We start from the raw sequence: 22,234 nt of genomic DNA on the forward strand, positions 1-22,234 counted from the left end.
AAGGAGCTGATTCATGAGCGAGAAGAACATCACCGGCGCTGCCGGACAGAATGGGGCCGGTGCCGCCGGGCAGAACGGGGCTGGCGCTGCCGGATTGGCCGGGGCTGCCGGACAGGATTCGAACGAAGCCGCGAACGCGCCGCAGGACAAGGAAATCACGCTTTCCGACGGGCGCAAGGCCATCGTGCGCAGGGGCAAGGGACGCGATCTGCGCGAGGCCATGCGTCGCGGCAAAATGGACCCGACCCAGATTCAGTTCGAGCTGATCGCCGTGCTGTCCACCATCGACGGCAAGCCGGTCTTCTCGGACGAATTGATGGACATGTCCATCGAGGACGTCACGGCCCTGATGGGGGGCGGAGAAACGCCGGATTTTACCCTGAAGACCGTCACCTCCTCCACCTAGCCTCGGTATCCGGCTGGACCCTGGAGCAGCTCCTGAACATGGAGGCGCGGGAGCTGTGCCACTGGGTCAAGGAGGCGGTGAACTACCACAACTCGATGCACAAGGCGGAATGACGATATGAACACCTGGCAGCTCGGCATGGTCCTGATGGCCATAGACAAAATGTCCGGCCCCATCACCCAGGCGTGCAGCACAGCCTCTCGCGGCCTTGGCGGTCTTCAGGCCAAGGCCATGGAGACCGCCAGGAAGATGGCCGAGATCGGCACCGCCGCCAGTCTGGCCGGGCATCAGATCCTCCAGGCCATGCAGACCCCCATCACCGCCTTCGCCGACCAGGACGCCGCCTTCAACAACCTAGGCGTGGCCCTCATGGACAACCTGGGGCGCATCCCGCCCCAATTCGCGGAAATCAAGAGCCAGGCCCTGGAGCTGGGCAACCTCCTGCCCGGCACCACGGCGGACATGATCAACGCGGCTGCCGCCCTGTCCGAGAAGGGCGCGGGGCTGGAAGCCATCGTGGGCGGGGGCCTCAAGGCCTCCGCCTACCTGGCCGTCCTCCTCAAGCAGACGCCTGCATACGCCGCTGAAATGGTGGCCAAGTTCCGCGAAGCCTACGGCCTGAGTGAGAACGAGCTGGTCAAGATGGCGGACCTGACCCAGAAGGCCAAGTTCGCCTTCGGCATGGCTCCAGACGAGATCAAGGCCGCCGCGTCCTATTCCGGTGCCATGCTCAACACGCTCAAGCTCACCGGAGCGGAGAACGCCAAGATGATGCTGGCGTTCCAGGGCGCTGCCAGCCAGCGCATGCTGGAGGGCAGCCAGTTCGGCACCAACTTCTCCATGATGCTCTCCCAGATCGGCCAGCTGGACTCCAAGCTGGGGCGAAACTCCAAGGCGATGAAGCAGGTCAACGCGGAGCTTGATCACTACGGGATCAATCTCCAGTTCTTCAACAAGAAGGGAGAGTTCGGCGGCCTGGAAAACCTGTTCAAACAGATGGAAAAGCTCCGGGTGCTCTCCCAGGAAGAGCGGCTCCTGGTTCTGACCAAACTGTTCGGGCAGGAGGGCATGCGCCCGGCCAGCCTCGCCGTGGACATGGGAGTGACGGGGCTGCACGAGGCGGTGGCCACCCTGGACCGGCAGGCCGACATCATGCAGCGCATCGACCACGCCACCAAGTCGGCCAAGAATACCTGGGAGGCTTTCACCGGCACCCTCACGAACCTGGCGGCTGCCCTGGGCGGCCCCATGGTCACGGCCTTGTACCCCCTGCTGAACAAGCTCAACGAGCTGACTGGAGGCCCGCTCATGCTTTGGGTGGAGCAGAACCAGGATCTTGTGAAGTGGTTGGGCATCGGCGCGCTGGCCACGGGAGTGCTGCTCATCGGCCTTGGCGGCCTGGGCATCGCCGCATCGTTTGCGGCGCGCGGATTCGCGGTGGCCGCCGGGGGCCTCAAGCTGCTGGCTGGCGGCATCGGCTGGGCCGTCACGGCGGTCAGGGGGCTTTCCCTGGCCATGCTTTCCAACCCTGTCGGGCTGATTGTGGGCGCGCTGGTCGTGGGAGCGCTGCTCGTCTACAAGTACTGGGTTCCCATCAAGAACTTCTTCATCGGCTTCTGGGAAGGGCTCAAGCAGGGGCTCGCGCCGGTCCTGCCGCTTTTCGCGCGTCTGGGGGCGGTGTTGTCCTGGGCGGCCACGCCTCTCAAGATGCTGTGGCGGTGGTTCATGAACCTGCTCACGCCCGTTGACGATGCCGGAAACAAGGCGCTGGCGTTCGGCCAGAGAGTGGGTTTGGCCCTGGGAAAAATCGGCCACTACGCGATCGCCGCCGTGACCGGTCTGGCGGAGCTGCCGAAAGTGTTTTTCGAGGCTGGTTCGAACATCATCACCTCGATCTATCAGGGTGTGCAGTCCAAGGCGCAGATGCTGCTGGACAAGGTCAAGGAGATCGCGGGCAAGGTCCGCGCGTACTTCCCGTTCAGCCCGGCCAAGGAAGGCCCGCTGCGCGACATCCACAAGATCAAGTTCGTGGAGACCATCGCCGCAGCCATGCAGCCCGGCCCGCTGGTCAAGGCCGCGTCCGGCGTGGCGGCTGCGGGCATGCTGGCCCTGGCCCCTCTTTCGACCCCGAACGCCCTGGCCATGCCGCGCCCGGCCCCGACGCTGGCCTCTGGCTCTGCGGCCCATGCCCCTGGAGCAGGCGGAGCTGGCGGACAGATCACCGTCAACTTCTCGCCCCAGATCACCGTGAACGGCCAGGGCGGGCAGGAAAGCGCCGACCAGGTGCTTGCCGCCCTGCGCTCCAAGATGCCCGAGCTTCTGCGCATGATCTCCCAGGCCCAGGCCGTCCGGGACAGGAGGGCCTTCTAAATGTGGGCGCAACTGGGCGAAGTCGTCTTCGACATCCTCACCGCGCCTGATTCGTTCGAAGGCTCGAACAGCTGGGACTACGCTGAGCACAAGGTCGTCGGGGGCAAGCCCAAACTTCAGAGCACCGGCCAGGGGTTGGAAGAGCTAAACCTCGGCTACAGCCTGCACGTCAGCTACGCGGACCCCAAGGCCAGCCTGGACCGCTTCAAGGAAGCCGCCGGGAAGAAAGAACCCCTGGCGCTGATGATGGGCAGCGGCGAATACCGGGGCCGGTACGTCATCACCGCGTTGTCCGAGACGTATGGCCACACGGCCCCGGACGGGCGCATCCTGTCCATTTCCGGCAGGCTCACCCTCAAGGAGCATGTGGGGCAGACCGCCGCGCCCCTGGGCGAGGCGCAGATCCTGGCCGGGGAGTCCCCCGCCGTGGCGGTCAAGGCGCTGGCGGACGCCGTCCCCGAAACCGGGCAGGAGGATGGCGTCAAGCCCTGGGTCAACCCCAACCTTCTGCCGGAAGACGTGGAAGCCTCCCTGCATGATCTGGACATCACTCCGGTCGAATGGCCGGACGCCCGCAACGTCCTGGAGAAGGGCTCGGAGCTGTCCGGCTGGAAGTCCTCCACGTTCGTAAAGGGCGTGACCGAGGTGGCCAAGGCGGCGGCAGGCATCGGCGCGACCGGCGTAAACGGGCTGGCCACCTCCGCAGCCGGGCTGCTCACCGCCGGGATGACCACGCGCGACCCGTCCCAGGCCGTGGGCATGACCAAGGGTTTTCTCAGCTCGGTCCCCACCACGGCCATCTGGCAGACCGTTCAGCCCGCCATGCAGGGCGACTTCTTCGGCACCGCAGCCACCGCTGCGAAGAAGCTGGCCGGAAACCGCCTGGACACCCTGGCCCAGCACTTCCCCACCCGCGAAGCCGAGCAGATGGCCAGGACGCTCGTCACCCGCCTGCCGGTCTATACCAAAATGCGCGGGACGCTGCTTGAGGCCGCCAACCGGGAGTCGCCGGTGCCGCGCGACCTGTTCGGGCAGGGCCGCTCCTTCTCCTGGATGCGCGACCAGGTGAGGTTCCCCACGACATGACCACCTTCCTGGAACACCTGACCGTGGAGGGCGAACGCTGGGACCTGCTGGCCTGGCGCTACTACCGCGACGCCCTGGCCTACGAGCGCATCATGGCCGCCAACCCGGACGTGCCCGTGTATCCCATCCTGCCCGGCGGCATCATGCTGCTCATTCCCGTGGTCGAGGTCCAGACCGCCGCGCCCAAGGAGAAGCTGCCGCCATGGAAACGATAAGGGAAACGGTAAGGGAACCCGCCTGGTTCATCACCTGGTCGGGCCGCGAGGCGTCCACCGCGCTTGGGCCGTACCTCGAGAGCCTCACCTACACGGACGCGGCCCACGGCGAGTCCGACGAGCTGACGCTCACCCTGGAGGACGCCGAGGGCGGCTTCATGAACGAATGGTACGTCACCAAAGGCGACGTGATCAGCGCCCGCATCGGCTACGTGGGCGAGGCCACGGTGGACTGCGGCCTGTTCGAGGTCGAAGAGGTGGGCTTCGACGGCCCGCCATCCATCGTGAACATCCGCGCCCTGGCCGCCGGGGTGTCCAAGACGCTTCGAACCGAGCGTTCAAAAGCCTACGAGGGCAAGACCCTGCGCCAGATCGCCCAGGAGATCGCGGGGCGGCACGGCTTCACGGTGGTGGGCGACGTGGCGGACGTGGAGCTCAAGCGCGCCACGCAGAACCAGGAGAAGGATCTGTCCTTCCTCAAGCGTCTGGCCGAGCAGCATGGCCACCTGTTTTCGGTGAAGGGCGACCAGCTGGTGTTCGCGCGCTCCGGAAGCCTCACCTCGCGCGCGCCGTCCTGCGTGTTCAATGAAAAGACCCAAGTCACCTGGAGCTTCAGGGACAAAGGCGTCCAGACCTACAAGTCCGCCCACGTGGCCTACCACGACCCGGCCACCAAGCGCGTCAACGAGCACACGCAGCGGGAAGACGCCCCGGACGGCGTAGCCGACACCCTCAAGCTCACGAAGCGGGCCGAGAGCAAGGCCCACGCCGCACTCATGTCCAAGTCCGCCCTGGACGCCGCCAACGACTCCCGGTTCGAGGGAACGCTCACCATGGAAGGCGATCCCCTGGCCATGTCCGGCAACACCGTGGCCGTGGCCGGGTTCGGAAAGCTGGACGGGACCTGGTTCATCGACAAGTCCACCCACACCATCACGCGCGGCGGGGGCTACTCCACCAGTCTGGAGGTGAAGCGTGGGGCTTAAGTTCGGCGTGGTCTGCGCCGTGGACGCGGCCCGCGCCGTTGTCCGCGTGAAGTTCGCGGACAACGAGGATCTGGAATCCTGGTGGCTGCCGGTGGCCGCGCCGTTCACCCTGGCCAACAAGGCGTACCTGCTGCCCCAGGAGGGCGAGCACGTGGCCTGCCTGATGGACGAGAACTGCGAGGCGGGCGTGGTGGTCGGCGCGATCTACTCGGAGGCGGACAAGCCGCCGGTGGACGAGGCCAGCAAGTTCCACATCCTGTTCGAGGACGGAACGGCGCTGGAATACGACACCAAGGCCCACCACCTGAAGGCGCTGGTGAAGGGTTCAGTGGAGCTGACAGCGGAGAAGTCTGTACGCGTGGAGTCGGAAACGGAGCTTGAGCTGGTGGGACGACGGCGCATCGTGATGCGCTCCCCGCGCATCGAATGGCTGCCGCTCGAAGGCGAGGAAGACTGCGAGGCCGAGGTGGCCGCCAACTTCCGCCTCCGGGGAACGCTCCGGCACGAAGGGCTTTACGACCACGTGGGCGATCAAGTCAACGACGGCGACGTGAAGGTCACCGGAGAAATCAGGGACGAAAAGGGCAACACGAACCATCATGAGCATTGACGCGCGCAGCATCAGATCGGCGGACTGGTCGCCGGAGGTTGGGAGCATCGGCCAGGTGGTCGAGGCCCTGAACGACATCCGCCAGGCCATCTCCATCCTGCTCAAGACGCCCAAGGGTTCCGACCCGCACCGCCCCGAATTCGGCTGCGACGCCTGGCGCTACCTGGACAAGCCCGTGACCGTGGCCGTGCCCAACGTGATCCGCGAATGCACCGACGCCGTGGAGCGCTGGGAGCCCCGCGCCAAGCTCAAACGCATCACCTGGAGCGTGGACGGCTCCACCCTGGAACTCACCCTGGAATGGACCGCCGCCCTGGCCGGACAGACGCAAACCCAGCAGGTTTCCTATGGCTTCGTCGACGCTGCCTGAACCCTCCTTCGTGGACCGCGACGGCGCGTCCATCACGGCGGACGCGGTGGCCATGTACGAGGCCATGACCGGCAAGACGCTCTATCCCGCCCAGCCGGAGCGCCTGCTGGTGGACGTGGTGGCCTACCGCGAGCTGATCTGGCGCATCGCCCAGAACGAGGCGGCGAAGCTGAACCTCGTGCGCTACTCGCGCGGCCCCATCCTGGACTACCTGGGCGAGCTGGTGCGCGTCTACCGCTTGGAAGCCCAGCCCGCGCGCTGCACGGTTCGCGTGCGCCTAAAAGAGGCCCAGGCCGAAGCCGTGGTCATCCCGATGGGAACGGCCCTCACGGCCAAGGGCGGCGAGCTGACCTTCTCCACCATGGCGGCGCTCTTGATCGAGCCGGGACTGATTACCGGGCAGGCGGAGGCCCGCGCCGATGCGGCGGGTACTTCGGGCAACGGCTTCATGGCCGGTGAAGTGGAGGCCGACGGCGTGCTGCCGGACGCGGTGGAATCCATCAGTTCGATCACCATGACCTACGGCGGCGCGGACGTGGAGGACGACGAGCGCCTGCGCCTGCGCATCCTGCTCGGGCCTGAAGGGTTCGCGGTGGCCGGTCCTTACGACGCCTACCGCGCAAACGCCCTGGCCGTGCATCAGGACATCGTGGACGTGGGAGTGTCCCAGCCCTGGCCGGGGCTTGTCGCGCTCTATCCGCTCATGAGGGCCGGGCAGCCCTCGCGGGAAATCCTGGATCTGGTGTTCGCGGCCTTGAACGACCGCTCGGTGCGGCCCCTGTCGGACACGGTGTCCGTGCGTCAGCCGCGCCGGGTGGTCTTCGAGATCCGCGCCGGAATCACCCTGGCATCCTGGGCCGATTCTGTTTCCGTGACCGCACAGGCCAAGGCTCTGCTGGAAGACCACGCCGCCGGGCTGCGTCTGAAGCTCGGCGGCGCGGTGGTGGCCAGCCGCATTCTCACGCTGATCGGACAGGTGCCGGGCGTGCAGGACGTGGTCATGGAGGCCCCCGCTGCCAATATGACCCTGGCCGCCAACGAATACGCGGACTGCACGGCCATCGCCGTGAACGTGACGGGGTTCGTCAATGCTGACTGAAGATCTGCTGCCGCCCGGCATCGCCGACGAATCGGGCAAGGCCCTGGCCGCCATCGTGGACGGGATCGAGCTGCTGGACCTGTCTGTGCCCCTGGTGAATCTGGTGGACCGGGCAGCCCCGGACATCCTGCCGCACCTGCTCGATCAGTTCCACGTGGACTTCATCCGCCCCGACGCCTCCGAGGAGGACAGACGGGAGAAGGTCAAGAATTCGGTGGACTGGCACCGCCGCAAGGGAACGCCCGCCCACCTGGAAGCCCTGGTCCGGGAGATGACCGGGCTCACGTCGCGCATCCGCGAGAAGAAGTATTTCCTGCTCGGACGCACCGGCCTGGGGCAGCCCCTGGCCCAGCCGCCCAGGTCGGGCTTTAGGCTGGGAAGCTCCAAGCTCGGCAGGGACGGCCTGGGCATGCCCGACCGCTGGTTCGAATTCGACATCAACCTGGACAGCCGCCAGGCCCGCGAGTCCGCCGTCGCCGCCCGCGACGTGGACGCCCTGGCCACGGCGGTCAAGCCCGCCCGCTGCCGCCACGTCACGCGCTTCGGCCCCATCCTGCTGGGACATCCGCAGTACGCCCGGCTGGGCGTGGACACCTTTTAGGAGACACTATGCCGATACCCGCATTCGCCACCGGCCCCGGCTACATCAAAGGCCGTTCGCACACGTTCGAACACGAGGAACCGTTGCCCGAGCAGATGGTCAACCTGCTCCAGGACGATCTTTCGCTGCTTTCGGGCGCGCTGACCACAACCATCGCCCAGCTGTTCATGCCCGCCGTGTTCACTACGGACCACAAGATGCCCTGCATCGCCGGGGCGGACCAGGTCACGGTGGAGGACAACGTGCTGTTCATGGTGGGCGGGGTGCTCTTCAACACCCGCGACCTGACCAGCCGGGTCTTCCAGGTGCCGGACTACGCCACACGCTTCCTGCGTGCCTCCGTTGCCCCAGAGTGCGGCGAGCTGGCGGCCTACGAGACCCTGCCCGGAGTCATCGCCGACCCGTTGGACCGGCAGCTCAAAGTCACCCTGGCCATGGTGAACGGCGACGAGACCGACCCGCCCGGCACCGGCGGCGGAGCCACCACGCGCACCAACATGCGCCTGCTCAAGGCCGTGAAGGGCGGGCCGGGCAGCATCCCGGCCATCACCCTCTACGCCAACGCACCCAGCGAGGTGGCCCAGAGCGGAGGAGCGTCCGGGGCGCTGCCCGCCGGTCTCATCGTGCCCAGCACGAATCCCGTTGAACCGTGCGCCCTGCGCTGCAACGGCGGAGTCTACAGCCGGACCACGTATTCGGCGTTGTTCGAACGCCTGGGCACCATTGAGGGCGACATCCTGCCCGCCGATGGCGTGAGCGCCATCTCCGTGGACTCCAGCTCAGACCGCGTCACCATCGACCGCGCCCTTCCGGTGGGTTCGGTCATCCGCCTGTCCAGCACCGGCAGCCTGCCGGGCGGGCTTCAGCCCGGCACGGACTACCATGTGCGCGAACAGTCCGGCGCGTCCTTCAAGGTGAGCGAGACGCCCAACGGCCTGATCGTGGACCTGACCAACAACGGTTCCGGCACGCTCACGGTGCTTTCATGGAGTTTCCGCACGCCGGTGCTGGGCGGCTACTTCCTGCGCGGCGTGGACGACGGCGCTGGCGTGGATCTCGGTGCCGAGACGCGCCAGGCGCGCGGCGACGGCCAGACCGGAGACAAGCCGCTCACCGTCCAGATGGACAGCCTGAAAAGCCACATCCACCCGCTCGACATGGGCCTGCAAGGCATTGGCGAGGGCAGCGCCTGGGCGTTCGGCGACCGCGAGGCGGGCCAGTGGGGCAACCCGAATCCCTGCCCCATGAACACCACGACCTGTCAGCCCACCGGGGGCGTGGAGAACCTGGTCCGCAACAAGAGCGTCTACTACCACATCACCCACGGACTGCCGTTCTAAGGAGGCGTTCGAATGCTGTTCTATCGCTATCACCCGGTCACGAAGGAATACCTTGGCCCGGTCCAGGAATACCCGGACCCGCGCACCGGCGGCCACACCGCCCCGGCCAACGCGACCCATGTGGATCCTCCCGCCGTGGCGCGACGGCAGGTGGCCATCTTCGACGAGGTGCAGGGCAAGTGGTCCGTGGCCGCTGACTTCCGTGGCGTGCTCTTCTGGGACATAACCTCCGGCGAGCAACTGGCCATCACGCAGATCGGCGTGACCCCGGACGCGGACATGACCGAGACGGCCCCGGCAGCGCCGGTCAAGACCGAAGCCGAGCTGGCCAGGGAGGCCCTGGCTCGTTCCGACTCCATGGACATGGCCCGCGTCTCCGAAGACCTTATCGACACGCTGGTGGCCAAGGGGGTGATCGCCATGGCCGACCTTCCCCAGGCCGCCCAGGACAAGCTGATCGCCCGCAAGGCCGAGCGCGCCAAGCTCGCGCCCCAGCTCACGGGAGATGCGTCGTGAAGGAACTGATCAACCGCTCAGATTACGTCCGCACGCTGCTCGGGGTCATCCCGACGCCCGACCACGTGGACAACCTGGTGCTGGCTGCGGACGTGTCGCAGACCGTTCCCGTACCCAGCGGCGCGGTCCACGTGCTGATGACCGGCGAGATGAACTACTTCGTCAAATACGGCCCCGGCCCCGCGCAGATCCCGGCGGAGTCGGTCACGAACGGAACCGGCCTGGAGTTGAACCCGCAGGGCAGGCGGCTGGAAGGCGTCACCCACATCACGGTGGCGGCCAGGGAGCCGGGCATCGTGCAGCTGGCGTTCTGGGGGTAAACCATGGCGTACAACCACTTCCCACGCACCGGCAAGGCCGGGCCGCAAGGCGTCAAAGGGGACAGGGGCGACCCCGGCCAGCAGGGTGCCCAGGGGCCGCAGGGTCTTCAGGGTGCGCAGGGCGCTCCAGGCCCGGAAGGTCCGCAGGGGCCTCCCGGCCAGAACGCCTCGGGCGGCAGTGACCTCTTCTTCGCAACCATCCGAAAGCACTTCGGGGACTGGGGGTAATCATGGCGACCGAAATCTCCTGGCCGGGCACTCCCCCGGTGTCCGTGGGCCTCGCCGTCACCAGCGCGGACAACGGAGCCTGGAAGAAGTTCTATGACAGCCCGGTGGACGGCAACGGCACGTTGCTCGGGCGCGTGCGCGCCGTCAGCGACGACACGGCGGGCGTGAGCCTGCTCGCCGCCCGCAACATCGGCGGAACCTACTATCCCATCGGCTGCGTCACCGTGCCAGCGGGCGCGGGCAACAGCGCGGGCGTGGCCTGGAAGGACCTGCTGGCTGACCTGAACCTGGGCGAGTCCATGGCCCTGGCCCCGTCCGAAGGGCTGTACGTCAAGCCCGTGACCAACGTCACCGCCGCGAAGACCATCTGGCTGCACCTCGAAGGCGCGCCGCTCTAGGGGGATGGCATGAGTCTCTATTCACTGAAAAAGGCGGGCGGGGCAGCCCAGACTTGGGCCTGGACCTGGACGCCAGGCGCGAATCTGGCGAACTTCTTCGCCCTCTATGATAGCCGAGGCGACGTGACTATCAGCGTGCCCACTTCCATCGCCACCAATCTGGATGGCCCGATTCAGGTGGTCCGCTACGGGGCGCTCGTCGTAAACGCTGCTTTAACCGTCACGCAGCGCTGCCGGGGCCTGATGCCCATCGCAGACAGCCTCTCCATGGGGGCGTCCGGGTCCATATCCATGACCGGAATGGGCGCTCACGGGTCACGGCATTGGGCCGTCTCTCGGGATATATTCGTCCCGCAATCTATCACGTTCACCGGGCGCAACACATCGCTCAAGCAGTTCCTGGATTGGATTCGGGCCACCAGCTACTGCATTTTCGACCCATCCATGTATGCCGCGCCCCTGCCGGGAATGGGTGATGTGCAGTGCGACTGGGCAACGTGGACGCCGTTCGGCGGAACAATCATTTCGGTGTCCGGCTGCGGTGCACAAGTGAAGGTAAACACTGGCGGAGCCGCAGTATCTGCCGGCAATGCCGGTGTAAACGCGCCTGGATCAGGAGCCACAGGATACACGCAGAATGGTGGCAGCGCAGGAGGCCCTGGACGTACATGGGGAGGTGGGTCTAGCGGCGGGTCATCATCGTATAGCGCCAGCGTAGCCGACCAATACGGAGGCCCAGGCGGAGAGTCCGTATATGCTGCGGGTGTGTCGCAGGGCGGCGGATTCCTATGTTGTATCGTTCGAGGAAATGTATCTCTCACTGCGGGGCACGTTTTTACCGCAAACGGGACAGCAGGCATCCCTGGAAACTCTTATGCAAGTGGTGGATCAGGTGGTGGTAAGTGCGGTGTTTACTACCTTGGCACATTGACTGGCACATTTAACCAAATGGCTTCCGGTGGGCCTGGAGGTGTGAACGCCGGATTCAATGGTGCTGCTGGCGGTGCTGGGCATACTGAAAGCAAAACTTTCGCTGTTATGGGGTATTAATCCATGATCTACATCCTTCTCCACGACCCCAACAATGCGGCCTCCCGAATCCTTATGGCAGAACTCGGCGGCGAACCTGCCGGAACCGACGTGAATATTATTTATGACGGGCGCGAGGTTCGCGTCATCTCCAAGCACACCTTGGCCGTGGCTGCCTGCCCGAACTTCAGCGCCTACCCGGCCATCGTGGTCCAGGACGGCGAGATCGTGCGGGTCAAATCCCCCGTGGTGTCCTGGGCGGACTGCCTGGACTTCATCGACAATCCGCCCGCGCCGTCGATCCCGACCCCGAAGATCGAGCACACCAAGCTCGAATTCTTAGCTCTGTTCACCGACGAAGAGAAAATACGCCTCAAGGCCCTGGAAGCCACGGACCCCACCGTGGGCCTGTTCTGGGAGGAGTACCGCACGGCGGACTCCATCCGCCTGGACGATCCGCGCACCGTCCGGGCCGTAGAGTACCTGGCCGCCCAGGGCTACATCACGGCGGCGCGCAAGGCCGCGATCCTCGGCCTGTAGCAGTTCGGCTCTTTGACATTGGCCGCGCATGTGCGGCCACCATGAAGGGATTGTCCAGAAGTGGAGGAGGCGGGGCGCTACGAACGCCCCACCGGCCCGGTGCGCTAACACCGGACCACGGCCAAGGCCGCTCCTCCCTGCCCTTAACGTGTGGACGCGAAGGGTAGGGAGTTCTAGGCCAAGGCAAACCAATAAAGCAAGGAAGATGCAGGAGATCAGATGCGCCAAGTGCAATAGGTTGTTGGCCAAAGGCAGCGCGGCGGAGCTTGAGATCAAATGTCCGCGCTGCGGCGTTTACAATCACTTGAGGGCCATGCCGAGCCCCGACCAAGAGCCCCAAGAGGCCATTCAGCCTGGAGGGGTTCGTGTATGTGGGAAGTCTGTTCAGCGGGGCGGGGCTTGGTGACCTTGGGTTGCACCGGGCGGGCCTCAAGCATCGGTGGTTCTGTGAGTGTGATCCGTATGCCCGGAAAATCCTGGCCGCACGGTGGCCGGGCGTGCCGATCCTGGAGGATGTAAGGGATGTCAGCGCAGAAACAGCCCATCCAGTCGACGTCCTCGCCGGAGGATTCCCGTGCCAGGACGTCAGTTCCGCAGGAAAGCGCAGAGGCGTCAAAGAGGGAACCAGGTCCGGCCTCTGGTTCGAGTACCTGCGTATCATTCGCGAGATTCGACCCCGCTACGTCATCGTGGAGAACGTCAAAGCCCTCCTCAGCAACGGAATGTCCACCGTACTCCAAGGCTTGGCCGAGAGCGGGTATGATGCGGAATGGGACGTGTTTCCGGCGGCCGCCTTCGGCGCCCCTCACCTGCGTGAGAGGGTTGTCATTGTTGCCTACCCCCACGGCCTTCGACAACCAGGGGCTGGCCCAATACTTGAGGCGGACGCACACTTGGCAAAATGTGGGCGTCCTGACGGCCCGTCTGATTGGAATGGTCTACGGCTTGAAGGACCGCGAGCCCAGGCCGCCCTATCGGCTCATCCCGGACCCGTCCTTCGTCGAGTGGATGATGGGGGTCCCTACTGGGTGGACCGACTGCGCTGTCTCGGAAACGGCATCGTGCCGGACCTGATGGAGCATGTGGGGCGGCTGGTTCTGGCGGCTGAAACATGCAGAGCAGCCAACCCATAGCAGCACAAAACATAAGGGCCATCGGCGTCTCAGTCGATGGCCCTTTACTGAAAGGGGTAAAGGTGGTTGGAACAAAGGACTACATTGCCATAACAGTAGGATATTTGTATAATATCCTGGAATAATGAAAAAAATGCCCTTTAAAGTGAGGCCGTCATGGCGAACCAAGAGCATCTGGACATACTGGCCAAAGGCGTTGAGGCCTGGAACGCATGGCGGGGAGAGAATCCCATCGTGGTTCCTGATCTTAGTTATGCGGAACTTGCTAACAGAGCCCTGGCGGTTAATGAACCTAACCTGGATAAAGTGGGGATTAATCTTTCTGGGGCCATCCTCAGGGGGGCCATTCTCGAGGGGGCCGTACTCGTTTTTGCCACTCTCAAGGGGGCCGATCTCACATGGGCCAACTGCAGTGTTACCAATCTCTATGAAGCCAATCTCGAAGGGGCCTTTCTCTTTGAAGCCAATCTCGAGAGGGCCTATCTCTTGAATGCCAATCTCAACGCGGCCTGTCTCGTTGGGGCCGATCTCAATTGTACCGATCTAAATTGTGCCAACCTCAGTTGTGCCGATCTCAGGTGGGCCAATCTCAGGGGAGCCAATCTCTCGAGGGCCGATCTCAAAGAGGCCAATCTTAAGGGAGCTAATCTTTCAGAGGGCGATCTCGAGGGGGCTGACCTCAAAAACGCCGATTTAACATCAACTAACCTCGAAAACGCGAACGTCGCAGGCGTTAAATTCAACGGTAAAGCACTGTATGAAGGCATCCGTGTTGATTCATGCTACGGAAGCCAGATGTTCAAAACCTTTGCAATGGATCAGAACTACATCGAAGAATTCCGCAATAAATCGAAATGGAACCGGTTTCTCTATCGTCTGTGGTTGGTTACTTCCAATTGCGGCAGATCGATGCTGCTGTGGGCAGCATGGTCCGCTGTGTTGTTGGCTATCTTCGCCTGGGTGTATCATCTGCTTGGCCACAACGCGTTTGTTCATCCCACCTCCGTCGGTTCCCCCCCACCCACACCTGGGACTGGCTCGCGCCGATCTACTTCAGCTTCGTCACCTTCTCCACTCTAGGGTTTGGTGATATTCATCCGGTAACCCCGGAAGCACGAATATGGGTCATGGCCGAAGTGATGCTCGGCTACATCATGCTCGGCGGGTTGATCTCCATCTTAGCCAATAAACTGGCCCGAAGGGCTTGAGCCTCGTTCCGAATCCTCGGGATTAACTTCCCGGCCCCCTTTTCCAACCATGTCCCCAAAGGGCCAACAAGCCAGTCCGAGGCGCTGATCTCGGGACGCCGATACGCCTAGTGAAGCGTTCACCAGAATTCTCAAACTATCTTGCAGGAATTCTCAAACTGTTTTGCGCGTTCTACCTGCCCCAAAATCCGCTTCACGGTACCGGACTCGTTGTCGCTTGCCTGGAGCTGCGTCCTGGTTGGGCCTTCCGAGCCTCGTACTTCTGCGCCCAGTGGCGAAAGGTCGCAAGCTTGATGCCGATGGTCCGGGGAAACCGGCCTGCTGCCCGTCGGGCTAACCATTCTGCCGGATTTCTCCGGACTGATTCCATCCGGAAGGCCATGACGTCCTGCTGGGTTGACGTCCGGCTCGACCCTTCCCGCACGCCCGAGGGACTGCGACAGCAGACTTCTTGCGCATCGGCTGATCGTTACGATTGCACTCTTTTGCCGTTGTAGCTACTGCTGATCATTCGAACTTGATAGTCCTGTTTATTACGCCGTTGGGCTTCGCTCCACCCGGAAGGATCAGCAATGAAAATCAACAACGTCAGTATTGGAACCCGCCTGGCTGTCGGATTCGGCCTGATGACCGCCATTACGGCGCTGACCGGCCTTCTGGCGATCTTCCAGGCCTACCAGTTGTCCGGGTTGACGGACGCCCTGTACGACCATCCTTACACCGTTACGAATTCCATGCGCGACATTCGGGGCAATATCCGCATGGTCGAGACAGCCCTTGCGGACATGCTTGTGGACCCGAGCCCCGCCAAAATCGATCACATGAGATATGAAATCCTGGATGCGCAGAAGAACATCCGTCAGCTCTTTGCCATCGTCAACGAACGCTTCCTGGGCAACAAGGCCGACGTCGCTGCCGCCGAGGACGTCTTCAACGAATGGGTCGTCCTGCTGGACAAGGCGCTGGCGGCGCAACGCGACAACCTCAGCGACGCTGCCAAGAAAGCCGCCATCCAGGAAGCCAGGGCACTTACCACCCGACTGGTCCGCAAATCCCAGGTGATGATCGACTTCGCCACAAATAAAGCGGTCGAATTCAATGATGAAGCTGCGAAGCAAGGCCAGCGCGCCACTATTGTCCTCATCGTGATTGTGGCTGCGGCCTGCCTGGCGGGACTGGTCGTCTCCAGGTTCATCTCCAACAGCATCACCGTCCCGCTCTCGGCCATGATCGCCCGGGTGAAAGGCGTCGCCCGGGGGGGCATCGGGCAGGATCTCGACTATTACAGCGAGGATGAAGTCGGCGATCTGGCCGATTCCTTCCGGCTCATGCGCAAGAATCTGCTCAGCAAAGTCCGTATTGCCGAAGCCGTGGCCGCAGGCGACTACAGCGTCTCCGTGGATACTGTCGGCGATGAGGATGTCTTGGGCAAATCGCTGGCCATAATGACGAAATCCCTCAAGGATGCCGCCGATGCCAACACCAGGACGGACTGGATCAAATCCGGACGGAACAAGCTCAATGCCGTGATCGCTGGAGAGAACGACCTGCGCTCCCTGTGCTCGAACGTCATCAGCTTCCTGGCTGGCTACATGAACGCGCAGATCGGTGCCGTGTATGCCTTGTCGTCCGATGGCAGGCTCGTCCTTGCTGGCAGCTACGCCTTCACCAAACGAAAGGACCTGGCGGACTCCTACGCGTTGGGAGAGGGCATTGTCGGCCAGGCAGCCCTTGAAAAGAGCATGATATCCTTAAGCAATATTCCCGATGATTACATCAGGATCAAATCGTCGCTCGGGGACGCCCATCCGCGCAACATCGTGGTCCTGCCGCTGCTGCACGTGGGCGAGCTCAAGGGTGTTATCGAGCTGGGTTCGCTCGAGGAATTTTCAGACACCAAGCTTGAGCTCCTCCAGGCCGTGTCGGAGACCATGGGCGTCGCCCTGCAATCAGTGGACAGCCAGGACAAGCTGCGCGCCCTGCTGGAACAAACCCGCCTCCAGGCCGACAAGCTCCAGGCCCAGCAGGAGGAACTGCGGGTCAGCAACGAAGAGCTGGAGCAGCAATCTTCGGCACTGCGCAGCTCCGAGGAGGAACTCCGCCAGCAGCAGGAAGAGCTCCAAAGCATCAATGAGGAACTTGAGGAAAAGAACCATTTCCTCGAGCTGCAACGCGCGGAGATGGGCATCAAGAACACCGAGCTGAACAACATCCGAAAAGGGCTTGAGATAAAAGCCAGGGAGCTGGAGCTCACCACCAGGTACAAGTCCGAATTCCTGGCCAACATGTCCCACGAACTGCGCACTCCGCTCAACAGCCTGCTGCTGCTTTCGCGCAGCCTCATGGAGAATTCTTCCGGCAACCTGAACGAGGCCCAGGTCGAGTATTCCCGCATCATCCACAGAAGCGGCAACGACCTGCTCTCGCTCATCAACGAGATTCTCGACCTCTCCAAGATAGAAGCTGGCAAGATGACCATCACGCCGGAAGATGTTCCGGTGCTCTCACTCGTGGAGGCCATGGCCGCCAGTTTCAAACCCCTGGCCGAAGAGAAGCAGCTGGCGCTCACCTTCCACGTCGACGAGCGGATTCCAGCGGTGATCCAGACCGACAGGCAACGCATCGAGCAGGTTCTGCGCAACCTGCTCTCCAATGCCATCAAGTTCAGCGATCAGGGCTCGGTAAGTCTTTCGCTGCGCCCCCCTACCCCTGAGGAATGCGTGAATCTCGATGGGCTTTCTGAAGCAAACGCGTTGGCCGTGGCCGTGACCGATACGGGTGTGGGCATCGCAGCCGAGAAACAGCAGGAAATCTTCGAGGCCTTCCGGCAGGTGGATGGCGGCACCGACCGAAAATACGGCGGAACGGGGCTCGGTCTGACCATCTCCCGGGAACTGGCGAAGCTGCTGCACGGCGCTTTGAGGCTCCAAAGCTCGCCCGGCCAGGGTTCCACCTTCACGCTGGTCATCCCGCAACGGCTCGACCAGGGCAGCGCGGACCAGCCGTTGGACGCCACAACAGGCCCTGCGCAGGGCGGCGGGGAGCCCCCCATCCCGGTTCAGGCCAAATTCATGGCATGCACTGCGGCTGCGCAACCGAAGCATCTGGCCGATGACCGCAACGGAGCTTCCGCCGGACCCGGCTATATCCTCATCATCGAGGACGACCCTGCCTTCGCCAGAATCCTCATGGACCAGTGCCGCTCAAAGGGCTTCGGCGTGCTCCACGCAGCCAGCGGCGAGGAAGGCATCGAGCTCGCCCGCAAGTACGCAGTCGGCGGCATCGTGCTGGATATCCGCCTGCCCGGCATGAACGGCTGGCAGGTGCTGGAAGAGTTCAAGCAGGACCCTGAGCTGCGCCATATACCGGTTCACATCATGTCCGCCGAGGAGGCAACCCTGGACGCCCAGAAAAAGGGCGCGGTGGGTTTCCTGGCCAAGCCGGCTTCCCGCGAAAACCTGGACGAAGCCCTGGAACGGCTCGAAGGGTTCATGTCCAAGAAGGTCAAGGACCTGCTGGTCGTCGAGGACAACCAGGACATGCGCAAGGGCGTGCTCAGCCTTTTAGGCGACGCGAACATCCGCATCCAGGAAGCGGACACGGGCGTAAGAGCACTGGAAGCCATGCGCCAATGCCGGTTCGACTGCGTGATTCTCGACCTGGGGCTCCCGGACATGACCGGCTTCGAACTGCTGAACCTGATCGAGCAGGATAAAAATCTGCACATTCCGCCCATCATCGTCTACACCGGTCGTGAACTCACCCGGGAGGAGGAGCAGGCGCTGCACGGCCACGCCGAGTCGATCATCATCAAGGGCGTGAAGTCCGAAGAGCGCCTGATCGATGAAACGGCGTTGTTCCTTCATCAGGTGGTCAAGGCCATGCCGGTGAAAAAGCGTGAGCTCATCGCCACCCTCTACGACAAGGACAAGGCCCTGCGCGACAAAGTCATCCTGCTGGTGGACGATGACATGCGCAACCTCTACGCCCTGTCCCATGTGCTTCAGGAGAAGGGCCTCAACGTGCTGAAAGCCGAAGACGGAGAGAAAGCACTGGAGATGCTCGAGGCCCGCCAGGATGTGAGCCTTGTCCTTCTGGATATCATGATGCCGGTGATGGACGGCTATGAGACGCTGGCGCGCATACGCGCCAACCCGCGCCTGTCGCGGCTGCCCGTCATCGCGCTGACCGCCAAGGCCATGCTCGAGGACAAGGAGCGGTGCATCGCGGCTGGAGCCAGCGATTACCTCTCCAAGCCCGTTGACCTGGACCGCCTGCTCTCCAAGCTGAGGGTCTGGCTGTACAACCAGGAGTCCGGAAGTCGGCGGACCTGATGGAAGACCATGAGATAGAGCACATAGAGATCGATCTCTTTCTGGAGGGCGTCTTCAGGCGATACGGGTACGATTTCCGCAACTATGCGCGGGCTTCGGTGCAACGGCGCATCAGGAGGCTCATGGAAATGACCGGGCACAAAAGCGTGGTGGCGATGCTTCCGCCCATGCTGCACGACCGCGCGTTCCTGTCCCAGGTGGTGGACGCGCTGTCCATCAACGTGACCGAGATGTTCCGTGACCCCCAGTTCTTCCTGGCCCTGCGCCAGACAGTGATCCCCTACCTGAAGACCTATCCCTTCATCAAAGTATGGCACGCCGGTTGCGCCAGCGGAGAGGAGGTCTACTCCCTGGCCATCCTCTTCAAGGAGGAAGGGCTCTACGACCGCACGACTTTTTTCGCCACCGACTTCAACGCCACCACCCTGGAAAAAGCCAAAGCCGGGATATATCAATTGTGCTCCATGCGGGCGTTCACCGACAACTACCAGGCTGGAGGCGGCAGGGAGGCATTTTCCGACTATTTCCTCGCGGACTATGACAGCGTCATCATCCAAAACTCCCTGAAAAAGAACATCACCTTCGCGCTGCACAACCTGGCCACGGACGGCGTGTTCGGAGAAATGCATCTGATCCTGTGCCGCAATGTCCTCATCTATTTCGACAGGCGCCTCCAGGCCCGCGTGTTCAAGCTCTTTGACGACAGCCTCATCCATGGCGGCGTGCTGGCGCTCGGCAGCAAGGAGAGCCTTCAGTTCGATGAAGTTGCCGAACGCTACGACATGATCGACGCCAAATGGCGGCTTTACAAGAAGCTCGGCCATACCGCAGTCAACATGCTGTGGGGGTCGCCGTCATGAGCATGCCCGGACGTAGGATCGAAGCCGTGGTCATGGGCGGTTCTGCCGGTGGTTGGGAGGCGATTTCCCTGATTCTGTCCAGGCTGCCAGAAGATTATCCGCTGCCCGTCGCAGTGGTTCTGCATGTCCACCCCGACCAGGGAGAGGACTTCGCGGAACGGCTGGGCCGGACATGCAAGGTCAGGGTCAGGCTGGCCGTCGAAAAGGACTCCATCCTTCCCGGCGTTGTCACGCTCGCGCCGCCGGACTACCATCTTCTGATCGAATGGGATAAGAGCTATGCGCTCTCTGCCGACCCAAAGGTGTGCTTTTCACGTCCCTCCATCGATGTGCTGTTTGAGAGCGCGGCATCGGTGTATGGTCCAGCGTTGGTGGGAGTCCTTCTTACGGGGGCCAGCCGCGACGGCAGCGCCGGAATCCTCAGGATCAAGGAACTCGGCGGCATAACCGTGGTCCAGGCCCCGGAAACCGCTGAACACCCCACCATGCCCCGCGCCGCTGTGGAAAAAGCGTCCCCCCTGCACGTGCTTTCGCTCGAAGAAATCGCCCTGTTCCTGCAGCGCTTGGGAGAAGAGGCCAGAAACGCAGCTGGCCTCACGCATCTGAACATTCTGTCCGAGGGGAACCCGCAGTGATATCCGTACCCAAAATCCTCATCGTCGACGACAAGTCTGAGAACCTGATCGCCCTCGAAAGCGTGCTCAGCCGCCTGTCGGTAGAGATTCTCAAGGCCACCACAGGGGATGAGGCCCTGCGACTGGCCCTGCGCCACTCCTTTGCCCTGGCGATCCTCGACGTGCAGATGCCCGGCATGGACGGGTTTGAGATCGCACGGCTCATGCGTTTCGATGAATCGTCCAGGAATACGCCGATCATCTTCCTCTCGGCTGTCTACTCGGACGACTATCACCAGTTCCTGGGCTATAAATCGGGTGCCGTCGACTTCATAACCAAGCCGTTCAACCCGGAATTCCTCCTTCAGAAAGTCAATGTGTTTCTTGAAATATTCAAGAGCAGCCAGGCGTTGATATCCAGCAAGTTGCAGCTTGAGGAGGTTCTTCAGGCGCAGCGCCAGATGAACGAGGAACTGCAAAAGGAAATCGCCCAGCGCAAGGTCGTTGAATTCCAGCTCCAGGCCGCAAAGGAGCAGGCCGAAATATCGAGCAGCACCAAAAGCGAATTTCTGGCCACCATGAGCCACGAGATACGCACCCCGCTCAACGGCATCATGGGCATGCTCCAGCTGGCGCAGATGATGCCCATGGACGAAGAATTGAAAGACTGCGTGGACAACGCCCTGTCCTCCAGCAGGAGCCTCCTGCGCATCCTGAGCGACATCCTGGACATCTCCAAGGTGGAGGCAGGCGCGCTGCGGCTGGTGATCGAGGATTTCGACATTGACGAGGTCCTACGCCCGATTATGGCGTCCTTCAGCGAAGTCGCCAGCCGTGCGGGGATAGAGTGCAAAGTGCTGGTGGACCCGGCGGTTCCCAGACGACTTACGGGCGATCCCAGCCGTCTGCGCCAGATTCTCTTCAATCTGGTGGGCAACGCCGTCAAATTCACGTCCTCCGGGTCGGTGGTGGTCGAAGTGTACATGCTGCCCTACTGCGCCAAGCCAGGGCACCGGAACATGCACTTCTCGGTGACGGACACGGGCCTTGGCATCCCTCACGACAAGGTTGACGACATTTTCGGACTCTTCACCCAGGTAGAGGGGAGCTACAGCAGACGATACGGCGGAACCGGCCTTGGACTGGCGATCGTCAAAAGGCTCGTCGACCTCATGGGGGGGAGCATCACCGTCTACAGCGAGCTGAAACAAGGCACCCAGATGCACGTCACCCTTCCCTTGATGACACCATTCCAGAAAGAGACGTACCTGGAAATGCCTGGTGCGGGAAACATCTGCCAGCCTCCGAAAATGACCGGCAGGGTATTGGTGGTGGAAGACGAAAACACCAACCGCCTGACAGCGATCCGCTTTCTCCAGCGCCTGGGATTCGAGGCCGAAGGAGCCGCCGACGGCCTGCAAGCCCTGGAGATGCTCGGCGAGTCGCACTTCGACGCCGTCCTCATGGATATCCAGATGCCGGAGATGGATGGCCTGGAGGCAACGCAACGTATCCGGCAAAGCATCGGCGCTGCGTTCGATCCGCGCATCCCGATAGTCGCGCTCACGGCCCACGCCATGGCTGGCGACCGGGAACGTTTTCTTACCGCCGGCATGGACGACTACCTGACAAAACCCCTGGAAATGGCGGCGCTGCGTTCGGTGCTTGCCAAGGTGCTGCCCGCCAGCGTCCCCTGCTGATTATGGAATGTTGACAGCCAAGGCGCGCACTCCACAGGATATCCCTGTGTGCAACGCCACTTCCTGGGCAGCCTTCTGGTTTCTTCCTCATGCTCCATATTGGAGTGAAACTTTTTACCTCGCCGCTCCCTCTATCCTCAAGGACCTCTTTGAATGTGCATGGTACTGCCCTGCCACCGCAGGCACGCTTCCTGCTTTTAATCCCGTGGGGAAATATTTTCCCAGTTTCTCACGAAACGGACGCGCAGAAGCCCTGAATAATTATTGCACA

Annotated in this window: 23 protein-coding genes; all 23 read left to right on the plus strand. The window is 62.8% G+C overall.

Annotation, left to right across the window (positions count from 1 at the left end):
• Positions 1 to 13 precede the first annotated feature (13 nt).
• The 23 genes from G453_RS0104405 to G453_RS0104510 all read left to right on the plus strand — a co-directional run bounded on the left by G453_RS0104405 (position 14) and on the right by G453_RS0104510 (position 21,963).
• Positions 14 to 406 (plus strand): hypothetical protein, encoded by a 393-nt coding sequence (locus G453_RS0104405; protein WP_027190071.1) that lies wholly within the window; start codon positions 14 to 16, stop codon positions 404 to 406.
• A gap of 117 nt (positions 407 to 523) precedes the next feature.
• Positions 524 to 2,776, plus strand: a complete 2,253-nt coding sequence (locus G453_RS0104410; protein WP_027190072.1) for a phage tail tape measure protein — start codon at positions 524 to 526, stop codon at positions 2,774 to 2,776.
• A complete protein-coding gene (locus G453_RS26010; RefSeq protein WP_051271651.1) occupies positions 2,777 to 3,862 on the plus strand; it encodes a phage tail protein in 1,086 nt (361 codons plus the stop codon).
• Positions 3,859 to 4,077, plus strand: coding sequence for a tail protein X (locus G453_RS0104420; RefSeq protein ID WP_027190073.1), 219 nt, complete (start codon positions 3,859 to 3,861; stop codon positions 4,075 to 4,077). Before G453_RS26010 ends, G453_RS0104420 begins: the two co-directional genes overlap by 4 nt.
• Positions 4,065 to 5,063, plus strand: coding sequence for a phage late control D family protein (locus tag G453_RS22330; RefSeq protein ID WP_051271653.1), 999 nt, complete (start codon positions 4,065 to 4,067; stop codon positions 5,061 to 5,063). Before G453_RS0104420 ends, G453_RS22330 begins: the two co-directional genes overlap by 13 nt.
• Positions 5,053 to 5,673 (plus strand): phage baseplate assembly protein V, encoded by a 621-nt coding sequence (locus tag G453_RS0104430; RefSeq protein ID WP_027190074.1) that lies wholly within the window; start codon positions 5,053 to 5,055, stop codon positions 5,671 to 5,673. The genes G453_RS22330 and G453_RS0104430 overlap by 11 nt, the downstream gene beginning before the upstream one ends.
• Positions 5,663 to 6,043: a GPW/gp25 family protein gene (locus tag G453_RS0104435; RefSeq protein ID WP_027190075.1), complete on the plus strand. Its 381-nt coding sequence runs from the start codon at positions 5,663 to 5,665 to the stop codon at positions 6,041 to 6,043. The genes G453_RS0104430 and G453_RS0104435 overlap by 11 nt, the downstream gene beginning before the upstream one ends.
• Positions 6,021 to 7,142 (plus strand): baseplate assembly protein, encoded by a 1,122-nt coding sequence (locus G453_RS0104440; protein WP_027190076.1) that lies wholly within the window; start codon positions 6,021 to 6,023, stop codon positions 7,140 to 7,142. The genes G453_RS0104435 and G453_RS0104440 overlap by 23 nt, the downstream gene beginning before the upstream one ends.
• Positions 7,132 to 7,743: a phage tail protein gene (locus tag G453_RS0104445; protein ID WP_027190077.1), complete on the plus strand. Its 612-nt coding sequence runs from the start codon at positions 7,132 to 7,134 to the stop codon at positions 7,741 to 7,743. Before G453_RS0104440 ends, G453_RS0104445 begins: the two co-directional genes overlap by 11 nt.
• 8 nt (positions 7,744 to 7,751) lie before the next feature.
• Positions 7,752 to 9,083, plus strand: coding sequence for a phage tail protein (locus G453_RS0104450; protein WP_027190078.1), 1,332 nt, complete (start codon positions 7,752 to 7,754; stop codon positions 9,081 to 9,083).
• A gap of 12 nt (positions 9,084 to 9,095) precedes the next feature.
• The gene (locus G453_RS26015; RefSeq protein WP_051271656.1) at positions 9,096 to 9,599 is read left to right on the plus strand and encodes a hypothetical protein; all 504 of its coding nucleotides are present in this window, start codon (positions 9,096 to 9,098) and stop codon (positions 9,597 to 9,599) included.
• Complete coding sequence (locus G453_RS0104460) at positions 9,596 to 9,919, plus strand: hypothetical protein (protein ID WP_027190079.1); 324 nt, start codon at positions 9,596 to 9,598, stop codon at positions 9,917 to 9,919. Before G453_RS26015 ends, G453_RS0104460 begins: the two co-directional genes overlap by 4 nt.
• 3 nt (positions 9,920 to 9,922) lie before the next feature.
• Complete coding sequence (locus tag G453_RS28360; protein ID WP_043644375.1) at positions 9,923 to 10,147, plus strand: hypothetical protein; 225 nt, start codon at positions 9,923 to 9,925, stop codon at positions 10,145 to 10,147.
• A gap of 2 nt (positions 10,148 to 10,149) precedes the next feature.
• Positions 10,150 to 10,545, plus strand: a complete 396-nt coding sequence (locus G453_RS0104470; RefSeq protein ID WP_027190080.1) for a hypothetical protein — start codon at positions 10,150 to 10,152, stop codon at positions 10,543 to 10,545.
• Between the two features lie 1,053 nt (positions 10,546 to 11,598).
• Positions 11,599 to 12,114 (plus strand): hypothetical protein, encoded by a 516-nt coding sequence (locus G453_RS0104475; RefSeq protein WP_027190081.1) that lies wholly within the window; start codon positions 11,599 to 11,601, stop codon positions 12,112 to 12,114.
• A 205-nt stretch (positions 12,115 to 12,319) separates the two neighbouring features.
• Positions 12,320 to 12,520: a Com family DNA-binding transcriptional regulator gene (locus G453_RS27030; protein WP_084502098.1), complete on the plus strand. Its 201-nt coding sequence runs from the start codon at positions 12,320 to 12,322 to the stop codon at positions 12,518 to 12,520.
• Positions 12,486 to 13,247, plus strand: a complete 762-nt coding sequence (locus G453_RS22345) for a DNA cytosine methyltransferase (protein WP_235731693.1) — start codon at positions 12,486 to 12,488, stop codon at positions 13,245 to 13,247. Before G453_RS27030 ends, G453_RS22345 begins: the two co-directional genes overlap by 35 nt.
• Before the next feature lie 156 nt (positions 13,248 to 13,403).
• Complete coding sequence (locus G453_RS26020; protein ID WP_051271659.1) at positions 13,404 to 14,327, plus strand: pentapeptide repeat-containing protein; 924 nt, start codon at positions 13,404 to 13,406, stop codon at positions 14,325 to 14,327.
• The gene (locus G453_RS29165) at positions 14,294 to 14,455 is read left to right on the plus strand and encodes a potassium channel family protein (protein ID WP_407635548.1); all 162 of its coding nucleotides are present in this window, start codon (positions 14,294 to 14,296) and stop codon (positions 14,453 to 14,455) included. The genes G453_RS26020 and G453_RS29165 overlap by 34 nt, the downstream gene beginning before the upstream one ends.
• Positions 14,456 to 15,027: 572 nt before the next feature.
• Positions 15,028 to 18,789, plus strand: coding sequence for a response regulator (locus G453_RS0104495; RefSeq protein ID WP_027190082.1), 3,762 nt, complete (start codon positions 15,028 to 15,030; stop codon positions 18,787 to 18,789).
• Positions 18,789 to 19,649 carry a CheR family methyltransferase gene (locus tag G453_RS0104500; protein ID WP_027190083.1) on the plus strand — a complete coding sequence of 287 codons (861 nt, stop codon included), beginning with the start codon at positions 18,789 to 18,791 and terminating at the stop codon, positions 19,647 to 19,649. The genes G453_RS0104495 and G453_RS0104500 overlap by 1 nt, the downstream gene beginning before the upstream one ends.
• Before the next feature lie 2 nt (positions 19,650 to 19,651).
• Positions 19,652 to 20,284, plus strand: a complete 633-nt coding sequence (locus G453_RS22355; protein ID WP_051271662.1) for a chemotaxis protein CheB — start codon at positions 19,652 to 19,654, stop codon at positions 20,282 to 20,284.
• Entirely contained in the window at positions 20,281 to 21,963 is a 1,683-nt protein-coding gene (locus tag G453_RS0104510; RefSeq protein ID WP_027190084.1) for a response regulator, read from the plus strand. Before G453_RS22355 ends, G453_RS0104510 begins: the two co-directional genes overlap by 4 nt.
• The last annotated feature ends 271 nt before the right edge of the window (positions 21,964 to 22,234 follow it).

This window comes from Fundidesulfovibrio putealis DSM 16056 (assembly GCF_000429325.1).
Lineage (GTDB): Bacteria > Desulfobacterota > Desulfovibrionia > Desulfovibrionales > Desulfovibrionaceae > Fundidesulfovibrio > Fundidesulfovibrio putealis.